The organism is Cupriavidus sp. OTU4054 (assembly GCF_038440175.1).
In the GTDB taxonomy this organism is placed as follows: domain Bacteria; phylum Pseudomonadota; class Gammaproteobacteria; order Burkholderiales; family Burkholderiaceae; genus Cupriavidus; species Cupriavidus pauculus_D.
Genome location: NZ_JASATF010000039.1, coordinates 14,058 through 39,843 on the forward strand (window position 1 = coordinate 14,058; position 25,786 = coordinate 39,843).

A 25,786-nucleotide genomic window follows, 5' to 3' on the forward strand; every position below is an offset into this window, starting at 1 on the left:
TGTCGTGCTGGCACAACGCCACCAACGGGATGCGAAGTCACTGGCGCTATCGGTGGCGCCGCCCACCTTCGGGCTTGACCTCCCATGCGCGGACCACCATGCTTGATGCGTCGACCGCGCCACTCCCTTGCCCGACGTCGTGCCGACAGTGGTCGTAACGGTGCACTTCCTCTAGAATGGCGCGCAATTGTGCAATGCAATAGACATCCACATCAAAGAAGGCGATAAGCCCGACGGACCGGAGCCGTTTGCGTGAGAGAGAACCCGCACATGCGCCGCCGAGACCTCAGGTCCCGGCGATGGCGGGCAGGAGGCGCTGACCGGTCCATCACACCCTGACCATGACCACCCAATCCGCAACCAGTCATTACTTCGTCGAAAGTCCGAGCACCCGCACGCTCGTCCTCGGTGCCATCGGCGTGGTGTTCGGTGACATCGGCACCAGCCCGCTGTACGCCCTCAAGGAGTGCTTCAGCCAGGAACACGGCATTCCCTTCAGCCCCGACGCCGTGCTCGGCGTGATCTCGATGCTGTTCTGGGCCATGATCATCGTGGTCTCGCTCAAGTACGTCGTATTCGTGATGCGGGCCGACAACAACGGCGAGGGCGGCGTGCTCGCGCTCATGGCCCTCGTGCTGCGGACCGCCGCGCCACGCTCGCGCAAGGCGCGCCTGCTGATGATGCTGGCCATCTTCGGGGCGTGCATGTTCTACGGGGATGCGGTCATCACACCGGCCATCTCGGTGCTGTCGGCGGTGGAGGGCCTCGAGGTCGCCGCGCCGCAGCTGTCGCACTTCGTGATACCCATCACGCTGATCATCCTCATCGCGCTGTTCCTGATCCAGCGGCACGGCACCGCCGCCGTCGGCAAGCTGTTCGGCCCGATCATGATCGTGTGGTTCGTCACGCTGGGCCTGCTCGGCATCTACAACGTGATGCAGTCGCCCGAGATCTTCAAGGCGATCAATCCCTGGTACGGCGTGAACTTCCTGCTCGAGCACTCGCTGCAGGCGTTTATCGTGCTCGGCGCGGTGTTCCTCGTGCTGACGGGCGCGGAAGCGCTGTACATCGACATGGGCCACTTCGGCGCGCAGCCCATCCGCATCGGCTGGTTCATCCTCGTGATGCCGTCGCTGATGCTCAACTATTTCGGGCAGGGCGCCATGCTGCTGCTGCATCCGGAAGCGGCGAGCAACCCGTTCTACCTGATGGTGCCGGGCCCGCTGCTGCTGCCGATGGTGCTGCTGGCCACCTGCGCGACGGTCATTGCCTCGCAGGCCGTGATCTCCGGCGCATTCTCGCTGACGAGCCAGGCGATCCAGCTCGGCTTCGTGCCGCGCATGCGCATCCGCTACACCTCGGCCGCGGAAATGGGCCAGATCTACCTGCCGGTGATCAACTGGATCCTGCTGGTGCTCGTGGTGGCGGTGGTCATCTCGTTCAAGAAGTCGGAAAACCTCGCCGCCGCGTACGGCATCGCCGTGACCACGACGATGCTGATCACGACGTTCCTCGCGGGCTTCGTGATGCGCAGCGTGTGGAAGTGGAATCCGATATTCGTCACGCTGCTGAGCGCGGGCTTCCTGCTCGTCGATCTCACGTTCTTCTCCGCCAACCTGCTCAAGGTGGCGGAAGGCGGCTGGTTCCCGCTGCTGATGGGCAGTGCCGCGTTCTTCCTGCTCATGACCTGGCATAGCGGCCGCAAGCTGCTGCGCGCGCGCAGCCTCGAGGACGGCATTCCGCTCGAGCCGTTTATCGCGGGCCTGCTGGCGCATCCGCCGCATCGCGTGGAGGGCACCGCGGTGTTCCTGACCGGCAATACGGAGTCGGTGCCGGTATCGCTGCTGCACAACCTCAAGCACAACCGCGTACTGCACGAACGCGTGGTGTTCCTGAGCTTCGTCACGCGGGATATCCCGTTCGTGGACGACGATCACCGGCTGACGTGCAAGGACCTCGGGGGTGGGGTGTTCATCCTGAAGTCCGAGTACGGCTTCAAGGAAACGCCGGACGTGCAGCGCGTGCTCGACCTTGCGCAGCGCAAGCTGAACATGGAGTTCGAGCTGATGGAGACGTCGTTCTTCATCGCGCGCGAATCGGTCATTCCGTCGAAGCTGCCCGGCATGTCGATGTGGCGCGAAAGCTTGTTCGCGTGGATGCATCAGAACGGCGCGAAGCCGTCCGATTTCTTCTCGATTCCCGCGAACCGTGTGGTGGAACTGGGGACGAAGGTAGAGATCTGAGGGGACTCGCCCCTCGCCCGCGGGAGAGGGGCCAGCCGGATTACCGCTTCAGCTTGGCGAACGCCGCCGCCATCGCGCCAGCCGGTTCCGGCTCGCGGCGCGCACCGCCACCGAAATTCCTGCCGCCGCCACTGCGCTGACCGCCCCGGTCACCGCGATCGCCACGATCGCCGCCCCCGGTGCGCGGTGCCGCCTGCCCCGGCTCGTCGTCGAGCCGCATGGTCAGACCGATCCGGTTCCGCTTGACGTCCACTTCCATCACCTTGACCTTGACGATCTGACCGGCCTTGACCACCTCGTGCGCGTCCTTGACGAACTTCGTCGACAGCGCCGAGATATGGACCAGTCCGTCCTGGTGCACTCCGATATCGACGAACGCGCCGAACGCGGCCACGTTCGTGACCACGCCTTCGAGCACCATGCCCGGCTGCAGGTCCTTGACATCCTCGACACCGTCCTGGAACGTCGCGGTCTTGAACTCGGGGCGCGGGTCGCGGCCCGGCTTTTCGAGTTCGCCGATGATGTCGCGCACGGTCGGCAGGCCGAACGTCTCGTCGGTGAACTGCTGCGCGGACAGGCCGCGCAGTGCCTCGCGGTTGCCCATCACGTCGGACAGGCCCTTCTTGATGTGTTCCAGAATCCGTTGCACCACCGGATAGGCTTCCGGGTGCACCGACGAACGGTCCAGCGGATTGTCGCCCGTGTTCACGCGCAGGAAGCCCGCCGCCTGCTCGAACGTCTTGTCGCCGAGGCGCGGCACCTTCTTGAGCGCCTCGCGGTTGGAGAACGCGCCATTGGCATCGCGGAACTCGACGATATTGCGCGCGAGCACGGTGTTCAGGCCCGACACGCGCGCGAGCAGCGGTGCGGAAGCGGTGTTCACATCCACGCCCACTGCGTTCACGCAATCCTCGACCACCGCATCGAGCGCGCGCGCGAGTTCGCGCTGGTTCACGTCGTGCTGGTACTGGCCCACGCCGATGGACTTCGGATCGATCTTCACGAGCTCGGCCAGCGGATCCTGCAGGCGGCGCGCGATCGACACGGCGCCGCGCAGCGACACGTCGAGGTCCGGGAATTCCTTCGCCGCGAGCTCGGACGCCGAGTACACGGAAGCGCCGGCCTCGCTCACCACGATCTTGGTCAGCTTGAGGTCGGGCATATTGCGCATGAGGTCCTGCACGAGCTTGTCGGTCTCGCGGCTGGCCGTGCCGTTGCCGATGGACACCAGCGCCACGCCATGCTGCTTGGCCATGCGCGCGAGCGTGGCCAGCGAGCCGTTCCAGTCGCGGCGCGGCTCGTGCGGGTAGATCGTCGCGGTTTCCAGCAGCTTGCCCGTGGCATCGACCACGGCGATCTTGCAGCCCGTGCGGATGCCCGGGTCCACGCCCATCACGGCCTTGGGGCCCGCGGGCGCGGCCAGCAGCAGTTCATGCAGGTTGCGGCCGAACACCTTGATGGCCTCGCCCTCGGCGGTTTCGCGCAGTTGCGTCAGCAGTTCGGTCTCGAGGTGCGGCTGCACCTTGACGCGCCAGCACCAGCGGCACACGTCGCCGAGCCACTTGTCGGCCGGGCGGTTCAGGTTCTGGATGCCGACGTGGCGCGCGATCATGCCTTCGCACGGGTGCGGCACCATCGCGTCCTGTTCCTCGCCCAGGCCCAGCTTGACCATCAGCACGCCCGCGTTGCGGCCACGGAACAGCGCCAGCGCGCGGTGCGAGGGCACCGTGCGGATGGTTTCGCTGTACTGGTAGTAGTCGCGGAATTTTTCTTCTTCGGCGGTTTCCTTGCCTTCCATCACGGAAGAGGTCACCACGCCGTTGTTCCACAGATGCTCGCGCAGCTTGCCGAGTAGTTCCGCGGTCTCGCCGAACTGTTCCGACAGGATGTCGCGCGCGCCGTCCAGCGCGGCCTTGACGTCGGGCACGCCGCCATCGGCGGTCGGATTCCCGTTGACGAACTTCGCGGCCTCCGCCTGCGGATCGAGCGTCGGATCGGCCAGCAGCGCCTGCGCCAGCGGCTCCAGGCCGCATTCGCGGGCGATCTGCGCGCGCGTGCGGCGTTTCGGCTTGTAGGGCAGGTACAGATCCTCGAGCGTCTGCTTGGTGTCGGCGGCCTCGATGGCGGCGCGCAGCTCGTCGGTCAGCTTGCCCTGTTCCTCGATGGAGGCCAGGATCGTCGCGCGGCGGTCTTCCATGTCGCGCAGATACAGCAGGCGCTCTTCGAGGTTACGCAGCTGCGTGTCGTCCAGATTGCCGGTGACTTCCTTTCGGTAGCGCGCGATAAAGGGCACGGTCGCGCCCTCGTCCAGCAGGTCCACGGCCGCAGCCACCTGGCGGGGCTGCACGGACAGTTCGGTCGCAATCAGCGAAACAATCTTTTGCGTGACGGAAGCAGGCAGGTTGGACATCGGGAAAACAGTCAGTCGAAAGCGGGGCATTTTGCCACAAGCGCGGCGACGTTCCAGTGACGTAAGGCGTGCTTTTGCATCGTTGTTCGTGGCGAGGTGGCGAAGCGGGGGCGGATGCTAGAATCGCGACCATGATCGTGACCACCCGAATGGCTGCCGTTGCCGGCCGTATGCTCCCCATGCTCCGACCCTTGCTGGCGTCAGGCCTGCTGCTTGCAGCGGCGTTGGCGCCGCTGTCCGCCGCGCGCGCGCAGGCGTCGGTGCCGCAGGCGGCCGATGCCGCCACGAAGCGGGACTTCGAGGGCGAGCGCAAGGCCATCGGCGATGCGCGCGCATGGACCAACTACCGGTTCGCATTGGCCGAGCGCGAGTGTTACAACAAGTTTCTGGTCAACAGCTGCATCGAAAAGGCATCGGACGTCCAGCGCGCCGAACTGCACGTGCTGCGCAAGCGCGAACTCGAGGTGGGCGACGCGGAGCGCGCATACCGGGCCGCCACGCGCGATCGCGATCAGGCGATCCGCCGGGCCGAGTTCGAAGCCGGCCAGCCGGGCCGCGCGGCCAACGAGGCAGCGAGCCGCGCCGCCTTCGACCGCAAGCAGGAAGAGCAGCAGCTGCGCGATGCGCAGCGCGGGGCCGATGCGCCGGCGCGCGCGGCCAACGCCCAGGCGTTCCAGCAGAAGCAGGCCGATTTCGACGCACGCGTGAAAGAGGCCCAGCAGAAGGGCGCCGAGCAGGCACGCCAGCGGCAGGAGAGCGTCAAGGCGTTCGAAGACAAGCAGCGGCAGGCCGCCGACCGGCAGAAGGACCTCGACGAGCGCCGCGAGCGCGCGAAGCAGAAGCAGAACAACGGGGGCAGCACGCCGAGCCCGTTTGGCTTCTAACGGGGAACGGAGGCGCGCCGGCGGTAACGCCGGACGATAGGTATATGGACGACAACCTCAATACGGTCGCGCGGCAGATCATCGAACTCCAGATCGAGCATCGTGACCTCGATTTCCTGATCGACCGTCTGTCCGCCGATGCGCAGCACGACGAACTGCAGTTGCGCCGCCTCAAGAAACGGCGCCTGAAGCTCAAGGACGCGATCACGCTGCTGCAACTCCAGCTCGAACCCGATGTGCCGGCATGACCGGCACGGCCACCCAGATATCGATACCGATCCCATCCCCATCCCGATAGTGTCAGATCTTTCCGCCACGCCGCCCGAAGAGGGCGGCGACCCGACCGTCGGCGTCGACGCCGTCGATGTTGCCCCTGATCTTGCCTCCGAGCTGCGCGCGGCCTCCGTGGCCCAGCTGGCCACGCAGGCCGAGCAACTGGGCAAGATCTTCGCGGACACGGGCACGCTCGCGAGCGCGATTCCCGGTTACCGTCCGCGCGCCTCGCAAAAGCAGATGGCCGAAGCCGTCGCGGGCGCGATCTCGCAGCACGACACCGTGATCGTCGAGGCGGGCACGGGGACCGGCAAGACCTTTGCCTACCTCGTTCCCGCGATGCTGTGGGGCGGCAAGGTGATTCTGTCCACCGGGACGAAGAACCTGCAGGACCAGCTGTTCCTGCGCGACATTCCCACGGTGCGGCACGCGCTGAACGTGCCGATTTCGGTGTCGCTGCTCAAGGGGCGCGCGAACTACGTCTGCCACTACCACCTCGAACGCGCGCAGGCCAATGGCCGGCTCGCATCGAAGCAGGATGCCGCATGGCTGCGCGATATCGCGAAGTTCGCCAAGACGACCGCGTCGGGCGACAAGGCCGAACTGGCCGCGGTGCCCGAGAACGCCCCGGTCTGGCAGCTTGTCACGTCCACGCGCGACAACTGCCTCGGCAGCGAATGCCCGAACTACAAGGAATGCTTCGTCATGCGCGCGCGCAAGGAGGCGCAGCAGGCGGACGTGGTGGTCGTGAACCATCACCTGTTCTTCGCGGATGTGGTGCTACGCGATACGGGCATGGCCGAGCTGCTGCCGGCCGCCAATACCGTGATCTTCGACGAGGCGCATCAGCTGCCCGAGACCGCGACGCTGTTCTTCGGCGATACGCTCTCCACGAGCCAGCTGCTCGAGATCGCGCGCGATACCGTGGCGGAAGGCCTGTCGCACGCGCGTGACGCGGTGGACTGGGTTGGCCTTGGCGCGCCGCTGGAGCGCGCCACGCGCGATCTGCGGCTCGTCTTCGGTCGCGACAACATGCGGCTGGCCGTCGGGCAGATCGAATCCGATCCGCGCATGCGCGAGCCGTTCTTCGAGACGCTCGATGCCGTGGAAACGGCGCTCGACGATTTTGTGGAGGCGCTGGCAAGCCAGGCCGAGCGCGCGGAATCGCTCGAGCAATGCCATCGCCGCGCGGTGGAACTGTCGCAACGGCTGACGGCGTGGCGCCGCGATGCGGTCTCCGCGCCGGCCCCGCAAACCGCGACGGCGGAGGGGGCCGAGGCTGCCGAGGACGGCGCTGGCGAGCGCACCCCGTCCGCCACCCCGCCCGCCGCCACGGACCCGCCCAAGGCACTGGGTCCGGAAACCGTCCGCTGGGTCGAAGTCTTCTCCCAATCGGTCCAGCTCCACCGCACGCCGCTCTCGATCGCCCCGATCTTCACGCGGCAGCGCGAAGGGCAGCCGCGCGCGTGGGTGTTCACGTCCGCCACGCTGTCCGTCAAGGGCAATTTCGCGCATTACGCCGCCCAGCTCGGGCTCGACAAGGACCGTTCCCTGACGTTGCCGAGCCCGTTCGACTACGCGTCGCAGGGCCTGCTCTACGTGCCGCGCGACATGCCCCAGCCGCAGGCGCCGAATTTTACGGAAGCCGTGGTGGAACGCGCGCTGCCGCTGATCGAGGCCGCGGGCGGCCGGACCTTCCTGCTCTGCACCACGCTGCGCGCGGTGCAGAAGGCGTCCGATATGCTGTACGACGCCTTCGCGGAACGGGGGCTCGAGTTGCCGCTGCTCGTGCAGGGCCAGGCCAGCCGCACCGAACTGCTCGATCGCTTCCGCGAACTCGGCAACGCGGTGCTGGTCGGCAGCCAGAGCTTCTGGGAGGGCGTCGATGTCCGGGGCGAGGCGCTGTCGCTGGTCATCATCGACAAGCTGCCGTTCGCGCCGCCCGACGATCCCGTGCTGGCCGCGCGCATGGAGGTGCTGCAGAAGAAGGGGCTGAGCCCGTTCGCCGTGCACCAGCTGCCGCATGCGGTCATCACGCTCAAGCAGGGCGCGGGCCGGCTGATCCGCTCGGAGTCCGATCGCGGCGTGCTGGCCATCTGCGATATGCGGCTCGTGGAGAAGCCCTATGGGCGCCAGATCTGGCAGAGCCTGCCGCCGTTCACGCGTACGCGGGAGGAGGCGACAGTGATCAAGTTTCTGGAAGACCTGCGGGCGCCGGATAAGGAAACCACCTAAGGGAAACGACAAAAAAAGCCTCGCGCGAGCGAGGCTTTTTTGTTGGCGGGGCGTTACGCCATCAGGCGGTCAGAACACTTCCCACCACGACTTGTCCTTGCGGCGCTCACCGTACTTGATGAAGTCGCTGTTCGGATAGTTGTGCTCCATCACGCGTGCCGTGTCGTCGCGCAGATCCTTCATGCCGAGCGAGTCGTACGAGCGGATCATGATGTACAGCGCTTCCTCGTTGGCCGGCGCGCCATCGTATTCCTTGAGCGACTGCTGCGCGCGGTTCACCGCGGCCAGGTACGCGCCGCGACGGTAGTAGTAGCGCGCCGCGTGCACCTCGTGCTGTGCCAGGGCGTTGACGATGTACTGCATGCGCTGGCGCGCATCCTCGGTGTACTTGCTGTCCGGGAAGCGCGTGACGAGCGTGTTGAACGCATCGAACGCGGCCTTGGCCGCCTTCGGATCGCGTTCGCTGAGATCCTGGCCCGAGAACCGGCCCAGCCAGCCGAGGTTGTCGTTGAAGTTGATCAGCCCCTTGAGGTAGTAGGCGTAATCGATGTTCGGATGGCTCGGATGCAGCTGGATGAAGCGGTCGATCGCGGCGAGCGCGGCGGCGGTTTCGCCATCACGGTAGTTCGCATACGCGGTGTCGATCTGCGCCTGCTGCGCATATCGGCCGAACGGATAGCGTCCTTCGAGCTTTTCGTACAGCTTGACGGCCCGCGGATAATCGCCACCATCGAGCGCATCCTTGGCTTCCGAATATAATTTGTTGGCCGACCAGCCGGCCGTTTCGTCAGGCTGGTCCCCAAGCAGGCCGCACGCGGACAGCAGCACGCAGCCGCCTGCGAGCAACATGGCTCCAACTCTGGCGCGCCAATGGGCGCGCTTAGTGCTCTTAGTGCTCTGCAATTCTGTGCTCTGCAAGTGCATGGGCAACCTATCCCGGATGAAAAATAGCGCCAAGCATTATAGCCCAACCCCCCAGCCCAAAAACGGCATTGCAGGGGTACCCCGTGAACGCGAACGCCTCGCACCCACGGATTTGACCGATCCGGAGCTCGACGACATCGAGGATTTCGCGGGCGAGGAGGCGGAAGGAAGCGCCTCCGGCGCCATGCCGGCGCAGGCCGATATGGCCCCGCTGACACTCGAGGTCGATAGCGCCGCACATGGCGAGCGGCTCGACAAATTGCTCGCGCGCCACTTCAAGGAGTTCTCGCGCAGCCGCATCCAGCAATGGATCGAGGATGGCGCCGTGCGCGTGGACGGCGAGCCGAGCCGCGCGAAGGCCGCCGTGCAGATGGGCCAGCGCATCGATATCCAGCCGCAGGCGTCTCCGGAGACGAACGCCTTTACGGCGGAGGACGTGCCGCTGGACGTCGTGTACGAGGATGCGACGCTGCTGGTCATCGACAAGCCGGCCGGGCTCGTCGTGCATCCGGCCGCGGGCAACTGGAGCGGCACGGCCCTCAACGGCCTGCTGTACCGCTACCCGGGCGCCGCGACGCTGCCGCGCGCGGGCATCGTGCACCGGCTCGACAAGGAGACCTCGGGCCTGATGGTCGTGGCACGCACGCTCACGGCGCAGACGGACCTCGTGCGCCAGCTGCAGGCGCGCACGGTCAAGCGTACGTATATCGCGCTGGTGTGGGGGCAGACGCCCGACGCGGGCACGATCGACGCGCCGATCGGCCGCGATCCGCGCGAGCGCACGCGCATGGCCATCGTCCATACGAACAGCGGCAAGCCGTCGCGCACGCATTTCCGCACGCTTGGCACGGTGCCGCTCGGCCGGTCGAAGGTGTCGTACGTCGAATGCCAGCTGGAGACGGGGCGCACGCACCAGATTCGCGTGCACTTCGAGTCGATCGGCCATCCGCTGCTCGGCGATCCCGTGTACCACAAGGCCACGCAGCGCGGACAGCGGCCGGCCATCCGCGTGCCGCTGCCGGTGCCGTTCACGCGGCAGGCGCTGCATGCGTACAAGCTGGGGCTCGTGCATCCGGTCACGGGCCGCAAGATCTCGTGGGAGGCGCCGCCGCCCGAGGATCTGCAGGCGCTGATCGACGCGCTCGACTTCGAGGGGCACGAGGCGGACGACGACGATGATTTCGAGTGGGATGCGTCGCAGTACGATGCCAACGGGCTGTATATCGGCGCGGGCGATGACGACGAGGACGAGGATGAGGACGACGAGGATGGCGAGGACGGCGGGAACGGTAATGGCCGCCGCTGACACCGTCGCTCACACCGTCGCCGACGCGGACTGGATCGTCCCCGGCTGGCCCGCGCCCGCACGCGTCCGCGCGCTCTCGACCACGCGCGCGGGCGGCGTCAGCGCGGCGCCGTACGGGCTGGCGGACGGCGGCACGGGCGGGCTCAATCTCGGCACGCACGTCGGCGACACACCCGCCGCCGTGTCCACGAACCGCGCCCGCCTTGCCGCGCACCTGCCCGCGATGCCGCAATGGCTCGAGCAGGTGCACGGCTGCGCGGTGGCCACGGCAGACGATATGGCGGCCGGCGTGGCCAGCGCGCGCGATGCGGGGCCAGCGGTGCCGCGCGCCGACGCCAGCGTGTCCGCCACCGCAGGCCATGTCTGCGCGATCATGACCGCCGACTGCCTGCCGGTGCTGCTATGCGACCGCGCGGGTACCGTCGTGGGCGCCGCGCATGCGGGATGGCGCGGCCTCTGCGCGGGCGTGATCGAGGCCACCGTCGCGCGCATGGCGGCGCGCGCGGCCGGCACGCCGCAGTGGCTGGCATGGCTCGGCCCCGCCATCGGCCCCTCGGCCTTCGAGGTCGGCGCGGAGGTCCGCGAGGCGTTTCTCGCCGCCGCCAAAGCCGGCGAGCACGACACGGTCGAGGCCGCGTTCAGGCCCGTCGCGCAAACGCCCGGCAAGTATTGGGCCGATATCTACGCGCTGGCCCGCACGCGCCTGGCAAGAGCCGGATGCACGGACGTCTACGGCGGCGACGCCTGTACCGTGACCGATGCCGAACGGTTCTTTTCGTATCGCCGTGACGGCGTGACGGGCCGCATGGCGACGCTCGTCTGGCTTGCGGACTGAGCCGCGCCCGGTGTGAATCGGCGGACCCAGTTGCCTCAGTGCGAATCGGACGGCGGCGTTACCGGTGCCGCCGCTTCCGCTGCCTCGCGCGCCTTGCGCCGGCGCTTGCGCGCGGGCGTCCCCATGATGTACACGATCAGCGCGACCGGCCCCACGCCATAGGCGAAAAAGGTCAGCACGCCCGCCACGACGGTTCGCTCGGAGATGGCCATCATCATGGCAACGTACAGCCAGGCGATCGCTACGATATACATCGTCAATTCAACTCGTTGTGGTAGGGGCCGACCCTACCGCGAGGTAGGGCTCATGGGTTAAAGCTGCCTTTCGGAAGTCCGCATTGACAGGCTCTCCATTGCGAGGCAACAATGCCTTCAAATGTATCGGAACAAGCAGCACCCCGCAGCATAGCGCCGGCAATACTGAACACTGCCGGATCAGGGGCGGGCCGGGAGACAGGTACCCCGTTCCCGTCGACAAAGCAAGCGAATCGACGGTAAAGAGACGATTACATCATGGCGACCGGCAAAGGTGCGGCAGCTTCCGGCAAGGAAGGCAAGTCCCAACCATTTCAGTCTGTGCCGGGGCCATTCGATCCAGCTGCATGGCTGGAATGGTCCCGTCAATGGGCCCCCGAGATGAACGGCGGCATGCCCGGTGCGGCGTTCGGTACGCCGTTCGGTGCGCCGTTCGGTACCTTCCCCGGTGCCACCTTCCCCCATGGCCAGTTTCCCGGCGGGGCATTCCCCGGTGGCGCATTCCCTGGCGCTGCATTCCCTGGCGCTGCATTCCCTGGCGGTGCATTCCCCGGCGGCGCGGCCTTCTCGGGTGAGGGCTTTCCGGGCGGCGAGGCGTTCGCGCGCATGTTCCAGCAGGCATTCGGCGGCGCGCTCGGCGGCTCGGCGGCACCGGTAAAGATCGCCCCGACGCAACTGGCGCAGATCCAGCAACGCTACTTCCACGACTTTACGCAGCTCTGGCGCGAGATGAGCGAGTCCGCCACGGCGCAGGCCAGCGCGGCCGCGGCCGGCATGAGCGGCGCGAGTGGCGCGAGTGGCAATCAGGGCGGCCCGGCGGGCGCCGCCACCAACGGCCATGCGCCCCTCAACGATCGCCGCTTCGCGAGCGACGCGTGGCGCAACAACGCGCCGTATCACTATGCTGCGGCGTTCTACCTGCTGACCGCGCGCGCGATGACCGAACTGGCCGATGCCGTCGAGGCCGACAGCAAGACGCGCCAGCGCATCCGCTTTGCGGTGTCCCAGTGGGTCGACGCGATGTCGCCGGCCAACTTCCTCGCGACCAACCCCGATGCGCAGCAGCGCCTGATCGAGTCGGGCGGCGAATCGCTGCGCGCCGGCGTTCGCAACATGCTCGAGGATCTGTCGCGCGGCAAGATCTCGCAGACCGACGACACCGCGTTCGAGGTCGGCCGCAACGTGGCCGTCAGCGAAGGCGCGGTGGTCTACGAAAACGAATACTTCCAGCTGCTCCAGTACAAGCCGCTGACCGACAAGGTCTACGCGCGGCCGCTGCTGCTGGTGCCGCCCTGCATCAACAAGTTCTACATCCTCGACCTGCAGCCCGAGAGTTCGCTCGTGCGTCACGCGGTGGAGCAGGGCCATACGGTCTTCCTCGTGTCGTGGCGCAATCCCGACGCGACCATGGCCGAGCGCACATGGGACGACTACATCGAGCACGCGGCAATCCGCGCGATCGAGGTGGCGCGCGATATCAGCGGGCAGGACCGCATCAACGTGCTGGGCTTCTGCGTGGGCGGCACCATCGTCGCGACGGCCCTCGCGGTGCTGGCCGCGCGTGGCGAGCATCCGGCCGCGAGCCTCACGCTGCTGACCACGCTGCTCGACTTCAGCGATACGGGCATCCTCGACGTATTCGTCGACGAGTCGCACGTGCAGCTGCGCGAAGCGACCATCGGCGGCACCGCGGGCGCACCGTGCGCGCTGCTGCGCGGCGTGGAACTGGCGAACACGTTCTCGTTCCTGCGCCCCAACGATCTGGTCTGGAACTACGTCGTCGACAACTACCTCAAGGGCAAGACCCCGGTCCCGTTCGACCTGCTGTTCTGGAACGGCGACGCGACCAACCTGCCGGGCCCGTGGTACTGCTGGTATCTGCGCCATACGTATCTGCAGAACGAATTGAAGACACCGGGCAAACTGACGGTGTGCAACGCGCCGGTGGACCTCGGCGCGATCGACGTGCCGACCTACATCTACGGCTCGCGCGAGGACCATATCGTGCCGTGGACGTCCGCCTACGCCTCGACCGCGCTGCTCGAGAACAAGCTGCGCTTCGTGCTGGGCGCGTCGGGCCATATCGCCGGCGTGATCAATCCCCCGGCCAAGAAGAAGCGCAGCCACTGGACCAACGACGCACTGCCGGGTACGGCACAGGAATGGCTGGCCGGCGCGAAGGAGCATCCCGGCAGCTGGTGGCCGGACTGGGACAACTGGCTCGGCAAGCATGCCGGGCCGAAGCGCGCGGCGCCCACGGCCTACGGCAACGCGCATTACAAGGCCATCGAGGCCGCGCCGGGCCGTTACGTGAAAGCACGCGCATAAATCGAGACAAGCGTCGAGACAAGCGCGGAGCACGCGCAACGCCACAGACAAGGGCACCGCGGTTGGCCGCGGCACCCGCTTTTCGAACCGATCTGCATATCTAATCGAGAGGATCTCAAATGACTGACATCGTCATCGTTTCCGCAGCCCGTACCGGTGTGGGCAAGTTTGGTGGTTCGCTGGCCAAGATTCCGGCGCCCGAACTCGGCGCGATCGTGATCAAGGCCGCGCTCGAGCGCGCGGGGGTCAAGCCCGACCAGGTCAGCGAAGTGATCATGGGCCAGGTGCTGACGGCAGGCGCGGGCCAGAACCCGGCACGCCAGGCGTCCCGCAAGGCGGGGCTGCCCGACATGGTGCCGGCCATGACCATCAACAAGGTTTGCGGCTCCGGCCTCAAGGCCGTGATGCTGGCCGCCAACGCGATTCTCTCGGGCGATGCCGAGATCGTCGTGGCGGGCGGCATGGAGAACATGAGCGCGGCGCCGCACGTGCTGCCGGGCTCGCGCGACGGCTTCCGCATGGGCGACGTCAAGTTGATCGACTCGATGATCGTGGACGGCCTGTGGGACGTGTACAACCAGTACCACATGGGCATCACGGCCGAGAACGTCGCCAAGGAATACGGTATCTCGCGCGAGGCGCAGGACGAGTTCGCGGTGGCTTCGCAGAACAAGGCCGAGGCCGCGCAGAAGGCGGGCCGCTTCGACGAGGAAATCGTCCCGGTGATGATTCCGCAGCGCAAGGGCGACCCCGTCGCGTTCAAGACGGACGAGTTCGTGCGCCAGGGCGCGACGCTGGACAGCATTTCGGGCCTGAAGCCGGCCTTCGACAAGGCGGGCACGGTCACGGCCGCGAACGCCTCGGGCATCAATGACGGCGCGGCCGCGGTGGTCGTGATGTCGGCGGCCAAGGCCAAGGAACTGGGCCTGACCCCGATGGCGACGATCAAGGCGTACGCGAACGCGGGCGTGGATCCGGCCGTGATGGGTATCGGCCCGGTACCGGCTTCCAAGCGCTGCCTGTCGCGCGCGGGCTGGACCGTGGACGATCTGGACCTGATGGAGATCAACGAGGCGTTCGCCGCGCAGGCGCTGGCCGTGCATCAGCAAATGGGCTGGGACACCTCGAAGATCAACGTGAACGGTGGTGCCATCGCGATCGGTCACCCGATCGGCGCGTCGGGCTGCCGTATCCTCGTCACGCTGCTGCACGAGATGAAGCGCCGCGATGCCAAGAAGGGGCTGGCTTCGCTGTGTATCGGCGGCGGCATGGGTGTCGCGCTGGCCGTGGAGCGGTGAGGGGTTTCCACAGGCAATCAATGATTGTCGATCGCCGATCGACAATCGACAATAAAGCCAACTAGGAGCGAATGATGACTCAGCGCATTGCATATGTGACCGGCGGCATGGGCGGTATCGGGACCGCGATTTGCCAGCGTCTGGCACGGGACGGCTTCAAGGTCGTGGCGGGCTGCGGCCCGAATTCGCCGCGCCGCGAGAAGTGGCTGGAGCAGCAACGCGCGCTCGGTTTCGAATTCGTGGCATCCGAAGGGAATGTCGCGGACTGGGATTCGACCAAGGCCGCGTTCGACAAGGTGAAGGCCGAGGTCGGCGAGGTGGACGTGCTGATCAACAACGCCGGCATCACGCGCGACGTGGTGTTCCGCAAGATGACGCGCGCCGACTGGGACGCCGTGATCGACACGAACCTGACCTCGCTGTTCAACGTGACCAAGCAGGTCATCGACGGCATGGCGGATCGTGGCTTCGGCCGCATCGTCAATATCTCGTCGGTCAACGGCCAGAAGGGCCAGTTCGGCCAGACGAACTACTCGACGGCCAAGGCCGGCCTGCATGGCTTCACGATGGCGCTGGCGCAGGAAATGGCCACGAAGGGCGTGACCGTGAACACCGTGTCGCCGGGCTATATCGCCACGGACATGGTCAAGGCGATCCGCCAGGACGTGCTCGACAAGATCGTTGCCACGATTCCGGTCAAGCGCCTGGGCCTGCCCGAGGAAATCGCATCGATCTGCTCGTGGCTGTCCTCGGACGAATCGGGCTTCTCGACCGGCGCGGACTTCTCGCTCAACGGTGGTCTGCATATGGGGTGATCGCCTGACGATCATGGGCTGATTGCGGCGGCGCAGCCAGCGCGGTGCACAAGCATCGCGTTCCACGCCATGGCGGTTCGTCGCGTTCGTCGACGAACCGCCGTTTTTATTCGATAACGCCGCGTTTCCGCGTAGGTCTACCGGACGGTATGCTGCGGGTTTTCCTTAACCGTGCCCGCTTTCCATAGTGCTTTCTTGAGCATAGAATCAGGGCAGCGGCGCAGTGGACGCCGGATTGCGCGCTGCATCCCTTGCAGCGCAGCAACGGATCTCAGCGATGGTCCGGCACCTGCCGGGCATCAGCGACGACAAAGGATAGAGCGACGATGGCCACGACAAAGAAAGGCGCAGAGCGACTGATCAAGAAGTATCCCAATCGCAGGCTCTACGATACGCAGACCAGTACCTACATCACCCTCGCGGACGTCAAGCAGCTGGTCATGGACTCGGAAGAGTTCAAGGTGGTTGACGCCAAGTCCGGCGAGGAACTCACGCGCAGCATCCTGCTGCAGATCATCCTGGAAGAAGAAACCGGCGGCGTGCCGATGTTCTCGAGCGCGATGCTCTCGCAGATCATCCGTTTCTACGGCCACGCGATGCAGGGCATGATGGGCACCTATCTGGAAAAGAACATCCAGGCGTTCATCGACATCCAGAGCAAGCTCGCCGAGAACTCGAAGGGCCTGTATTCGGGCGAAGCCTTCAGCCCCGACATGTGGTCGCAGTTCATGAACATGCAGGGCCCGATGATGCAGGGGATGATGAGCAACTACATCGAGCAGAGCAAGAACCTGTTCGTGCAGATGCAGGAGCAGATGCAGAGCCAGGCCAAGAACATGTTCGGGACCTTCCCGTTCAATCAGCAGGATCCCAAGAAATAAATCCCGCCTTCCGGCGATGCCATCGGGCAGCCTTGCGCGCTGCCCGTTTTCGTTGGCGCAAACAAGGTAACATCGCGGTCTTTCAAGGCGACGGCGCCCGAGGCAACTCAGACGCCGTTCTCGTATGAGCCAGTTGTTTCTTGCACCGATGGAAGGGCTCGCGGACTATGTCCTGCGGGACGTATTGACGCGCACAGGCGGATTCGACGGGTGCGTGTCGGAATTCGTCCGGGTGACGGGTTCGGTGCTTCCCATGCGGGTCTACGAGCGGGACACGCCCGAAATCCTCGACGGCGGCCGCACCGCGAGCGGCACGCCGATGGTGATTCAGCTGCTCGGCAGCGACCCGGAATGGATGGCGGTGAATGCGGCCCGCGCGGCGAGCCTGTCGCCGCATGGCGTCGATCTGAACTTCGGCTGCCCCGCGAAAGTCGTCAACCGGCACGGTGGCGGCGCCATGCTGCTGGCGGATCCTGAACAGCTGAACCGAATCGTGTCGTCCGTGCGCGCAGCCGTGCCGGCCGGCATCGCCGTGACCGCAAAAATGCGGCTCGGCGTGTCCGACACCTCGCTTGCCATCGACTGCGCGACGGCGCTGGCGGAAGGCGGCGCGGCACACTTGGTCGTCCATGCCAGGACCCGTGACGATGGTTACCGGCCGCCGGCCCACTGGGAGTGGATTGCACGGATCGACGACGCGGTGGATGTTCCGGTCATCGCAAACGGCGATGTCTGGGCCGTGGCGGACTGGCAGCGGTGCAGGGCGGTGAGCGGCTGCGCGGACGTGATGATCGGGCGCGGCGCCGTGTCGGACCCGTTCCTGGCGTTGCGTATCCGTGGACGGGTGGATCCGGTGCCTTCCGGCGAAGAATGGCCGGCCGTGCTGGGTCTGCTCGACGACTACCTGAGAAAGCTGCAAGCGCGCGTGACGCCTCGCCACGAGCATGGACGCGTCAAGATGTGGCTCAGCTATCTCAAGCGGACCTGGCCGCAAGCGGCCGAGCTGCACACCGCGATCCGGTACCTCCAGGATTCGCGCGATATTCTCGAAGTCATCGCTGGCGCCATGTCAGGTATCGGGCACCGAGAAACTTTGGCAAACGGTTAAAATGCTCGATTGGCTTCGAATCGCTGGGCGGCCATGTCTCGCTCCGCACGTCCCACATTGGATTGATCTGTGAAAAACCCTTTAGAATCAACGACTAAAAAAGACCGTATTCCAAATGTGGGATTCGTGAGCCTTGGCTGCCCCAAGGCCCTCGTGGACTCGGAGCAGATCATCACGCAGCTGCGTGCCGAGGGGTACGCGATCAGCGGGACCTACGACGGTGCCGATCTCGTGGTGGTCAATACCTGCGGCTTTATCGACGAAGCCGTGCAGGAGAGCCTGGATGCCATCGGCGAGGCGCTGACGGAGAACGGCAAGGTGATCGTTACGGGCTGCCTGGGCGCGAAGAAGGATGCCGCGGGGCACGACATCGTGTCGTCGGTGCACCCGAAGGTGCTGGCCGTGACCGGTCCCCACGCGCTGGGCGAGGTCATGCAGGCCGTGCACACGCACCTGCCCAAGCCGCACGATCCGTTCACGGACCTCGTCCCGGCCGCCGGCATCAAGCTGACGCCGAAGCATTACGCCTACCTGAAGATTTCCGAAGGCTGCAACCATCGCTGCTCGTTCTGCATCATCCCGTCGATGCGCGGTGACCTCGTGTCGCGCCCGGTGGCCGAGGTGATGCTCGAGGCCGAGAACCTGTTCAAGGCCGGTGTGAAGGAACTGCTCGTGATTTCGCAGGACACGAGCGCGTACGGCGTGGACGTGAAATACCGCACGGGCTTCTGGGCCGGCCGTCCGCTCAAGACGCGCATGACCGAACTCGTGGCCGCGCTCGGCGAGCTGGCCGCGCAGTACGGCGCGTGGGTGCGCCTGCACTACGTCTACCCGTATCCGCACGTGGACGAGATCATTCCGCTGATGTCGCAGGGCCATGTGTTGCCGTACCTCGACGTGCCGCTGCAGCACGCGCATCCGGACGTGCTCAAGCGCATGAAGCGCCCGGCCAACGCCGAGAAGACGATGGACCGGATTCGCGCCTGGCGCGAGATCTGCCCGGAACTGACCATCCGCAGCACGTTCATCGCGGGTTTCCCGGGCGAGACCGAGGAAGAGTTCCAGACGCTGCTCGACTTTATCGCCGAAGCCGAACTCGACCGCGTGGGCTGCTTCGCCTATTCGCCGGTGGAGGGCGCCACGGCCAACGATCTGCCCGGCGCGCTGCCCGACGAGGTTCGCGAGGAGCGCCGCGCGCGCTTCATGGAAGTCGCCGAGGAGGTTTCGGCGCGCCGTCTGCAGCGCAAGGTGGGGCAGACGCTGCGGGTGCTCGTCGACGAGCTCAATCAGGATGGCGGTATCGGCCGGTCTTCGGCCGATGCGCCCGAGATCGACGGCCTCGTGTATATCGCGCCGGCCACCAAGACATCGCAGCGCTACCGTGCGGGGGAGTTCGTGCAGGTGAAGATCACCGGTGCCGACGGTCACGACCTCTGGGGCGAGATCGCCTGACGTCGCTAGTCCTCCTACGAAGTTGTAGGATGATTAGGTAATAGTACGATCGTTCGCTGCCCCCGGCCGGGGATATACTGTGCGCCGCAACATCAATCATGGAGACAGACATGACGCGTGAAGTGGTGGTGGTAAGCGGCGTTCGTACCGCAATCGGAACGTTTGGCGGCGCGCTCAAGGACGTGGCGCCGACCGACCTCGGCGCCCTGGCCGTGCGCGAGTCGCTGGCCCGCGCGGGCGTGAGCGGCGACGACGTGGGGCACGTGGTGTTCGGCAACGTGATCCATACCGAGCCGAAGGACATGTATCTGGCCCGCGTGGCCGCGGTGCAGGGCGGCGTGTCGATCCACGCGCCCGCGCTGACGCTGAACCGCCTGTGCGGCTCCGGCCTGCAGGCCATCGTGAGCGCGGCGCAGACGATCCTGCTCGGCGACGCCGACGTGGCGATCGGCGGCGGTGCCGAAAGCATGAGCCGCGCCCCCTATCTGGCGCCGGCCGCCCGCTGGGGCGCGCGCATGGGCGATGCCAAGCTGCTGGACATGATGCTCGGCGCGCTGCACGATCCGTTCCACAACATCCATATGGGCGTCACGGCCGAGAACGTCGCGAAGGAATACGACATCTCGCGCGGCCAGCAGGACGAGACCGCCCTCGAGTCGCACCGCCGCGCGTCCGCGGCGATCCGTGCCGGCTATTTCAAGGATCAGATCGTTCCGGTGACCGTGAAGTCCCGCAAGGGCGACGTCGTGTTCGATACCGACGAGCACGTGCGTCACGACGCGAAGATCGAGGACATGACCAAGCTCAAGCCCGTGTTCGCGAAGGAGAACGGCACGGTCACAGCCGGCAATGCCTCGGGGCTGAACGACGCGGCCGCGGCGGTCGTGCTGATGGAGCGCGCCGAAGCCGAGCGCCGTGGCCTGAAGCCGCTCGCGCGCCTGGTCTCGTACGGCCACGCGGGGGTCGACCCGAAGACCATGGGCATCGGTCCCGTGCCGGCGACGAAGATCGCGCTCGAGCGCGCCGGCCTGACGGTCGCGGACCTCGACGTGATCGAGGCCAACGAGGCGTTTGCCGCGCAGGCCTGCGCGGTGACCAAGGCGCTGGGGCTCGATCCGGCCAAGGTCAACCCGAACGGTTCGGGTATCTCGCTGGGCCATCCGATCGGGGCCACGGGCGCGCTGATCACGGTCAAGGCCGTGCATGAACTGCAGCGCGTGCAGGGCCGTTATGCGCTCGTGACGATGTGCATCGGGGGCGGGCAGGGTATCGCCGCGATTTTCGAGCGCATCTAGTTCAAGCGTATCTCACATCGCATCCTGCAGGCCATCTGCGGGTAAACTGGCGGCGCATTCCTCTTTCCATCGTTTCATCGAGGTCGATCGTGGTTCGTGCCGCCCCTTTCCTGTCGATTCTTGCCGCCACGCTGTCGCTCGCGTTGCCCGCTTCGGGCCACGCGGCCGACGGCACCTCGTTGTCGACCGGCTCGCTTGGCATCAGCCAGGCGATTCGCGACGGCGAGGCACGCCGCGGCACCTCCCTGTCCACCGGGCCCGTCGGCCCGCTCGCGCCGCGCCCCGAGTACGCGAAACTGCCGGTCTACGTCGGCAAGGTCGGGGACAAGTCCGTGCGGCTCCGTATCGGTCCCAAGAGCGATACGCGCGACAGCCTGCAAGGCGAGTATTCGACCGGCGACAGCAAGGACGTGCGGCTGCTGTCCGGCGAATGGGACAACGGTTCGTTCCTGATGGAAGAGTCTGACGACGGCACGCGCGTCTCGGGCAACTGGGAAGGGCAGATCGACGAGCGCGGCGCGGTGCGTGGCACGTGGACCGACGCCTTCAATCCCGCGATCGTGCTGCCGTTCATGATCCGGCCGCTTGGCGGCTTCCTCGTGATTCCGCCCTTCGACATGCGGCCCTCCAGCGGCGTCACGTACGCGCCGCCGCCGCCCAAGTCGTCAATCTCCGGATATTGACCTGAACACTTCAGCCAAGGATCGCGCTGTGTCCGACCGTTCTTCTTCTCCCGATGATCGCCAGCCCGCTGGCAGCCGCTCCGCGCATTATCCGCAGACCGTTGCGGTGCAGCCGGACCTGAATATTCCGCCGAATTTCGGATCGTTCTCGCCAGCCACGCATCGCGGTTCGACGGTCGTGTTCAATACGCTGGCCGAACTGCGCGCCTATGGCGATCCGTCGAAGACCTACTGGCGCTACGGGCTCCATGCCACGCCCACCAGCGAGGCGCTCTGCCAGCAGCTCGCGCAGCTCGAGGGCGGCAAGCACACGCTGCTGTTCCCCTCGGGCATGGCCGCGATCTCGCTTGTCGATTTCTCGCTGCTCAAGAGCGGCGACGACGTGCTGATTCCCGACAACGTGTACGGCCCCAACCGCGACCACGCGGACTGGCTCGCGCGCGATTACGGCGTGTCGGTGCGTTACTACCATCCGATGATCGGCGCGGGCATCGCGGCGCTGATCCAGCCGAATACGAAGCTGATCTGGCTCGAATCGCCGGGCTCGGTCACGATGGAGGTGCCCGATGTGGAGGCCATCGTCGCGGCCGCGCGGGCGCGCAACGTGATCACGGCCATCGACAATACGTGGTCGGGCGGGCTGTACTTCCAGCCGTTCGACAAGGGCATCGACATCTCGGTGCAGGCACTGACCAAGTACCAGTCCGGCGGCAGCGACGTGCTGATGGGCGCGACCATCGTGCGCGATACCAAACTCTACGAACGTCTGCGCCGCACGCGCATGGTCATGGGGTGGGGCGTGTCCGCAGACGACTGCTTCCTCGTGCTGCGCGGGCTGCAGAGCATGCCCGTCCGCCTGGCCGCGCACGACCGCGCGGCACGCGAGGTCGCGGAATGGCTGCTGCAGCGTCCCGAAGTCACGCGTGTGCTGCATCCCGCGTTGCCGCAGTGCCCGGGGCATGCGGAATGGCGCCGGGACTTTACGGGTGCGACGGGGTTGTTCTCGATCCTGCTGCATGACCGGTACTCGCGCAAGCAGGTGGACGATTTCGTGGAGGCGCTGAAGCTGTTCGCGATCGGCTGGTCGTGGGGCGGCGCGCATAGCCTCGCCGTGCCGTACCACGTGCCGACGATGCGTGCGCCGGGCACCTGGCCGCCCGCTGGATGGGAGCACGCGGGCGAGCTCGTGCGGCTCTATATCGGGCTCGAGGATACGCGGGACCTGATCGCGGATCTGCGGCAGGCGATGGACGCCACGCTGGGCTGAATCGTATCAAGAGGCCCGCGCGGCTGCCGCGGCATCCCCGGCCGGCGCGTGACGCGGTGCCCAGACCGATTCCGCCGGACCGTTCCGGGACCGCCGCTGCGTCGCGCGCGCGAGCGCAACGTAACCCACCGCCAGCGCAATGGCCCCGATATCGAATCCCGCCACGGCCCAGCGCCCACCCAATGCCGCGGCAAACAGGTGGTCGCCCGTGAGGATGGCGTTCGACAGGGGCACCGTCAGCGAGGCCAGCGCGGCCACATACAGCAGCTCGATCGCCGCCCGTACCGGCGGGCGAATCAGCGCCCACGCGATGGCCAGCCCGAACACGGGCCAGTAGACATAGCTCACCGCGCGCTCGGGCCACAGCAGCGCGGCCGGAAAGCACAGCGCCACACCGATGCAGCAGCCGATGCAGACGCCCACCGTGGCCTGCGCGAGCAGCCGATGCACGCGCGGCTGGTCCGCCTGGCGCGCCTTGCGCCGCGATTCGATCCAGAGCAGATTGCCCGAGTAGAACAGGAACGCCCCCGCCAGCCCCGCCAGCAGATACACGAACCGCACCGCGAGGTCGCCAAACGTGCCGAAGTGCAGCGCGTACAGCGCGCTATACAGCGCATGGTTGCCATCGCGCGCGCCCGGCGTCTGGTTGGCGATCAGCTGCCCCGCATTGGGCTCGCCCGCCGCGGCATGCAGGCCGACCGAGCCGCCGTTGCCGAGCGCCCGCGTGCCTTCGCCACGGACCTCGGCCACCGCATTGGCATCGCCATAGCGCTGGAAGCGAATCGCCTCGGGCGTGAAATGCTCGCCACCATGTTCGCGCGCAATGCGCAGCAGCTCGGCCGACGTCATCGTCGGCACGGCCCGGTTGGCCGCCGCCACTTCCGGCGTGGCGCCGGTCACGCGCGGAATGACGTCCATCAGCTTGCCGTCGAACGTCAGCATGTTGAAGACCATCACGAGGACCAGCGACAGGCAGAACAGCGCGCCCGTCACCGCGAACACCATATGGAAGGGCAGGCTGAACAGGCCGATCACGTTATGCGCGTCCATCCAGAAGCGCTTGAGATTGCGCCCCGGCCGCACCGCGAACAGGTCCTTCCTGAGCCGCGGCAGATGCAGCAGCACGCCAGACACGAGGGCCAGGCCATACAGCACCGAGATCACGCCCATGAAGTACATGCCGTTCGTGCCGAGGCCGAGCGCGTAATGCAGCGAGTTCAGGAACGCTGACAGCTCGCCGGCCACCTGATCGATCGACGTGTTCTGCCGCGCGGCCGCATCGCCATCGAGGCGCGCGCCGCTCATGTGGTGCCATGCGCCCGCCTTGTCCATCCAGTAGGCGTTGAAGTCGGGCTCTTCCTTGCTGGGCAGACTCACGTAGACGCTGGCAGCCGCGTCGGGCTGCGCGGCAATGAGCTTCTGCACGAACGCATCGACGGCGGGACCGCTGACCTCGACCTCGGCCGCATGATGGCCTTCGAGGCGGGCAGGGTTCTGCCAGACGTGGATCTCGTGGTGGAAGACGGTGATCGCGCCCGCGAAGAACGCGATGAACAGCGCCCACCCGGCCATCAGGCCGACCCACGTGTGGAGCGTCTGGTAGAGACGAAGAGTATTGGCTTTCATCGGACGTCCTTACGAGCCGAGCGTGGTGGCGGGCGGCATGGCGTCCAGCGCGCGCACGGCCCACAGGATGCCGAAGCAGAGAAGGTTGGCGGCGCCGAGCCAGAGCCATGCGGCGCGGCTCGAGCCGAACAGCAGGCTGCCGCTGATGATCGCGACCCAGAGCGGGAATGTCAGGAGCACCGCGACGACGACGCCGCGCTCCCATCCGCCGGGCAGCCAGAGGATGCCCAGCGTGCAGAGCGCCATCGCGAGCGGCAGGCCCAGCAGCGCGCCCGCGAGCCATTTGGTGCCCATCATGATGCGGTCCCTTCGTCGGCGGTGTCGCGCACCCCGCGCCGGTGGTTGACCCAGGTGCCGAGGAACGGCCACAGCGACAGGCAGCAGGTGAGGGTGATCAGCGTGGCGGCGATGGCCACGGCCCAGCCCTCGGGCACGCTCATGATCCACGCCGACGCGACGGTCAGCCCCAGCGCAAGCAGGCAGAGCGCGCGCGGCGACAGCGGCCGGCGCGAGGCGGGAATCAGGACCTGGTTCGGCGCGGCCAGATACAGGCACGCGGCGGCCACCAGTCCAAGCAGGACAGCAATGCCTTGCATGAACATCCGTTCATTGGAAATCGGGAAGCTGAAATAGTAATGATTCCCATTAATTTCCACAAGGAAATCAAGGCAATGCGACAATTTTGTAATGTTCGAGGCGCGCCGCTGGCGCCCCGAAAAGACGCTATTTCAGCAGTTCCAGCAGGCCGTCCAGCCCGACGTGATTGAACGCGACGCTGGCCTGCGCGCGGACCACGGGTTTGGCGCGGAACGCCACCGAGAGGCCGGCGATGGCCATCATCTTGAGGTCGTTGGAGCCATCGCCCATGACGATGGCCTGCGACGGGTCGGCGCCGATCTGCGCGCAGACTTCGCGCACGGTGCGGGCCTTGACGTCGGCGTTGACGATCTCGCCGACGACATTGCCGGTGAGCTTGCCATCGACGATCTCGAGCGTATTGGCGCGCGTGAAGTCGAGGCCCAGGCGCGGCTTGAGCTGGTCGGTGAAGTGGACGAAGCCGCCCGACACCAGCAGGGTGCGGATGCCGGCCGCCTGCACGCCCGCCAGCATGCGCTCGGCACCGGGGGACAGGCGCAGGCGCTCCGCATAGACGCGGTCCAGCACGGACGCGTCGAGCCCCTTGAGCAGGGCCACGCGGCGGCGCAGGCTTTCGTTGAAATCGGTGATCTCGCCACGCATCGCGGCTTCGGTGATGGCCGAGACTTCGGCCTTGAGCCCGCAGAAGTCCGCGATCTCGTCGATGCACTCGATGGTGATCAGCGTCGAGTCCATGTCCATGGCCACGAGCCGGAAATCGGACAGCTTGCGCGCGGTGGCGAGGATGGCCCAGTCGATGCCGCGCGGCACGCAGTACGCGTCGAGGCTCTCGTGCAGCGCCGGCGTCAGCGGGGCGCTGGTCTCGGCCACGGCCACGGTATCGCTGCGGGGGACCAGCGGCGAGGCGCTGGCCAGCGCGCGCACGGCGTCGAGGTCGGCGGTGGCGATCGGGGAGAGGCTCTGAAGAATCAACGGCATGGCGAAAAAGCGGATGGGGCTGGCGAAGGCGCTATTGTAACGGCCCGCCAGCAGCCCACCAGCGGCCCGCCGCGCCCATCGTGCCCCCGGGCCC

General features: G+C 66.6%; 22 protein-coding genes. 15 read left to right on the plus strand and 7 right to left on the minus strand.

The features are described from left to right. Nucleotides 1-341 precede the first annotated feature (341 nt). Nucleotides 342-2,243 carry a potassium transporter Kup gene (locus AAHB16_RS29830; protein ID WP_150371447.1) on the plus strand — a complete coding sequence of 634 codons (1,902 nt, stop codon included), beginning with the start codon at nt 342-344 and terminating at the stop codon, nt 2,241-2,243. A 40-nt stretch (nt 2,244-2,283) separates the two neighbouring features. Here AAHB16_RS29830 and AAHB16_RS29835 read toward each other — a convergent pair whose 3' ends face one another. Further along, a complete protein-coding gene (locus tag AAHB16_RS29835; protein ID WP_150371448.1) occupies nt 2,284-4,653 on the minus strand; it encodes a Tex family protein in 2,370 nt (789 codons plus the stop codon). Between the two features lie 179 nt (nt 4,654-4,832). On the opposite strand from AAHB16_RS29835, the gene AAHB16_RS29840 reads away from it, so the two are divergent. From AAHB16_RS29840 to AAHB16_RS29850, 3 genes are read left to right on the plus strand one after another with little or no spacing between them, the layout of a single operon-like run. Continuing rightward, nucleotides 4,833-5,537, plus strand: coding sequence for a hypothetical protein (locus AAHB16_RS29840; protein ID WP_223851411.1), 705 nt, complete (start codon nt 4,833-4,835; stop codon nt 5,535-5,537). Between the two features lie 44 nt (nt 5,538-5,581). Beyond that, on the plus strand, nt 5,582-5,785 hold the full coding sequence (locus tag AAHB16_RS29845; protein ID WP_150371450.1) for a DUF465 domain-containing protein: 204 nt from the start codon (nt 5,582-5,584) through the stop codon (nt 5,783-5,785). Between the two features lie 49 nt (nt 5,786-5,834). After that, nucleotides 5,835-8,045, plus strand: a complete 2,211-nt coding sequence (locus tag AAHB16_RS29850; RefSeq protein WP_446718146.1) for an ATP-dependent DNA helicase — start codon at nt 5,835-5,837, stop codon at nt 8,043-8,045. 69 nt (nt 8,046-8,114) lie between these two features. Here the strand turns inward: AAHB16_RS29850 and AAHB16_RS29855 are convergent, their stop codons facing one another. Further along, nucleotides 8,115-8,894 carry an outer membrane protein assembly factor BamD gene (locus AAHB16_RS29855; RefSeq protein ID WP_150371451.1) on the minus strand — a complete coding sequence of 260 codons (780 nt, stop codon included), beginning with the start codon at nt 8,892-8,894 and terminating at the stop codon, nt 8,115-8,117. Nucleotides 8,895-8,985: 91 nt separating this feature from the next. On the opposite strand from AAHB16_RS29855, the gene AAHB16_RS29860 reads away from it, so the two are divergent. Further along, on the plus strand, nt 8,986-10,275 hold the full coding sequence (locus AAHB16_RS29860) for an RluA family pseudouridine synthase (protein WP_150371452.1): 1,290 nt from the start codon (nt 8,986-8,988) through the stop codon (nt 10,273-10,275). Continuing rightward, a complete protein-coding gene (gene pgeF / locus AAHB16_RS29865; protein WP_342052672.1) occupies nt 10,262-11,110 on the plus strand; it encodes a peptidoglycan editing factor PgeF in 849 nt (282 codons plus the stop codon). The genes AAHB16_RS29860 and pgeF overlap by 14 nt, the downstream gene beginning before the upstream one ends. A 35-nt stretch (nt 11,111-11,145) precedes the next feature. Here the strand turns inward: pgeF and AAHB16_RS29870 are convergent, their stop codons facing one another. Further along, complete coding sequence (locus tag AAHB16_RS29870; RefSeq protein ID WP_150371454.1) at nt 11,146-11,364, minus strand: hypothetical protein; 219 nt, start codon at nt 11,362-11,364, stop codon at nt 11,146-11,148. A gap of 258 nt (nt 11,365-11,622) precedes the next feature. Here AAHB16_RS29870 and phaC point away from each other — a divergent pair, with 258 nt between their 5' ends. The 9 genes from phaC to AAHB16_RS29915 all read left to right on the plus strand — a co-directional run bounded on the left by phaC (nt 11,623) and on the right by AAHB16_RS29915 (nt 22,491). Further along, complete coding sequence (gene phaC / locus AAHB16_RS29875) at nt 11,623-13,692, plus strand: class I poly(R)-hydroxyalkanoic acid synthase (protein ID WP_446718147.1); 2,070 nt, start codon at nt 11,623-11,625, stop codon at nt 13,690-13,692. Between the two features lie 119 nt (nt 13,693-13,811). Further along, entirely contained in the window at nt 13,812-14,990 is a 1,179-nt protein-coding gene (locus AAHB16_RS29880; protein ID WP_150371456.1) for an acetyl-CoA C-acetyltransferase, read from the plus strand. Between the two features lie 74 nt (nt 14,991-15,064). Next, the gene (locus AAHB16_RS29885; protein ID WP_150371457.1) at nt 15,065-15,805 is read left to right on the plus strand and encodes a 3-ketoacyl-ACP reductase; all 741 of its coding nucleotides are present in this window, start codon (nt 15,065-15,067) and stop codon (nt 15,803-15,805) included. Nucleotides 15,806-16,131: 326 nt separating this feature from the next. Then, the gene (gene phaR / locus AAHB16_RS29890) at nt 16,132-16,686 is read left to right on the plus strand and encodes a polyhydroxyalkanoate synthesis repressor PhaR (RefSeq protein ID WP_150371458.1); all 555 of its coding nucleotides are present in this window, start codon (nt 16,132-16,134) and stop codon (nt 16,684-16,686) included. Between the two features lie 124 nt (nt 16,687-16,810). Next, entirely contained in the window at nt 16,811-17,794 is a 984-nt protein-coding gene (locus AAHB16_RS29895; protein ID WP_342052673.1) for a tRNA dihydrouridine synthase, read from the plus strand. 69 nt (nt 17,795-17,863) lie between these two features. Then, nucleotides 17,864-19,246: a 30S ribosomal protein S12 methylthiotransferase RimO gene (gene rimO / locus AAHB16_RS29900; RefSeq protein WP_150371460.1), complete on the plus strand. Its 1,383-nt coding sequence runs from the start codon at nt 17,864-17,866 to the stop codon at nt 19,244-19,246. Nucleotides 19,247-19,356: 110 nt separating this feature from the next. Next, complete coding sequence (gene bktB, locus AAHB16_RS29905; protein ID WP_342052674.1) at nt 19,357-20,541, plus strand: beta-ketothiolase BktB; 1,185 nt, start codon at nt 19,357-19,359, stop codon at nt 20,539-20,541. 110 nt (nt 20,542-20,651) lie between these two features. Beyond that, nucleotides 20,652-21,224 carry a hypothetical protein gene (locus AAHB16_RS29910; protein ID WP_446718148.1) on the plus strand — a complete coding sequence of 191 codons (573 nt, stop codon included), beginning with the start codon at nt 20,652-20,654 and terminating at the stop codon, nt 21,222-21,224. Nucleotides 21,225-21,252: 28 nt separating this feature from the next. Then, complete coding sequence (locus AAHB16_RS29915; protein ID WP_150371463.1) at nt 21,253-22,491, plus strand: cystathionine beta-lyase; 1,239 nt, start codon at nt 21,253-21,255, stop codon at nt 22,489-22,491. A 6-nt stretch (nt 22,492-22,497) separates the two neighbouring features. Here AAHB16_RS29915 and AAHB16_RS29920 read toward each other — a convergent pair whose 3' ends face one another. The 4 genes from AAHB16_RS29920 to serB form a co-directional block, all read right to left on the minus strand. Continuing rightward, nucleotides 22,498-24,117 carry a PepSY-associated TM helix domain-containing protein gene (locus tag AAHB16_RS29920; RefSeq protein ID WP_342052676.1) on the minus strand — a complete coding sequence of 540 codons (1,620 nt, stop codon included), beginning with the start codon at nt 24,115-24,117 and terminating at the stop codon, nt 22,498-22,500. Between the two features lie 9 nt (nt 24,118-24,126). Beyond that, entirely contained in the window at nt 24,127-24,414 is a 288-nt protein-coding gene (locus AAHB16_RS29925) for a hypothetical protein (protein ID WP_150371465.1), read from the minus strand. Continuing rightward, nucleotides 24,411-24,713: a hypothetical protein gene (locus AAHB16_RS29930; protein WP_150371466.1), complete on the minus strand. Its 303-nt coding sequence runs from the start codon at nt 24,711-24,713 to the stop codon at nt 24,411-24,413. The genes AAHB16_RS29925 and AAHB16_RS29930 overlap by 4 nt, the downstream gene beginning before the upstream one ends. A 127-nt stretch (nt 24,714-24,840) precedes the next feature. Beyond that, entirely contained in the window at nt 24,841-25,692 is an 852-nt protein-coding gene (gene serB / locus AAHB16_RS29935) for a phosphoserine phosphatase SerB (protein ID WP_150371467.1), read from the minus strand. Nucleotides 25,693-25,786 lie beyond the last annotated feature (94 nt).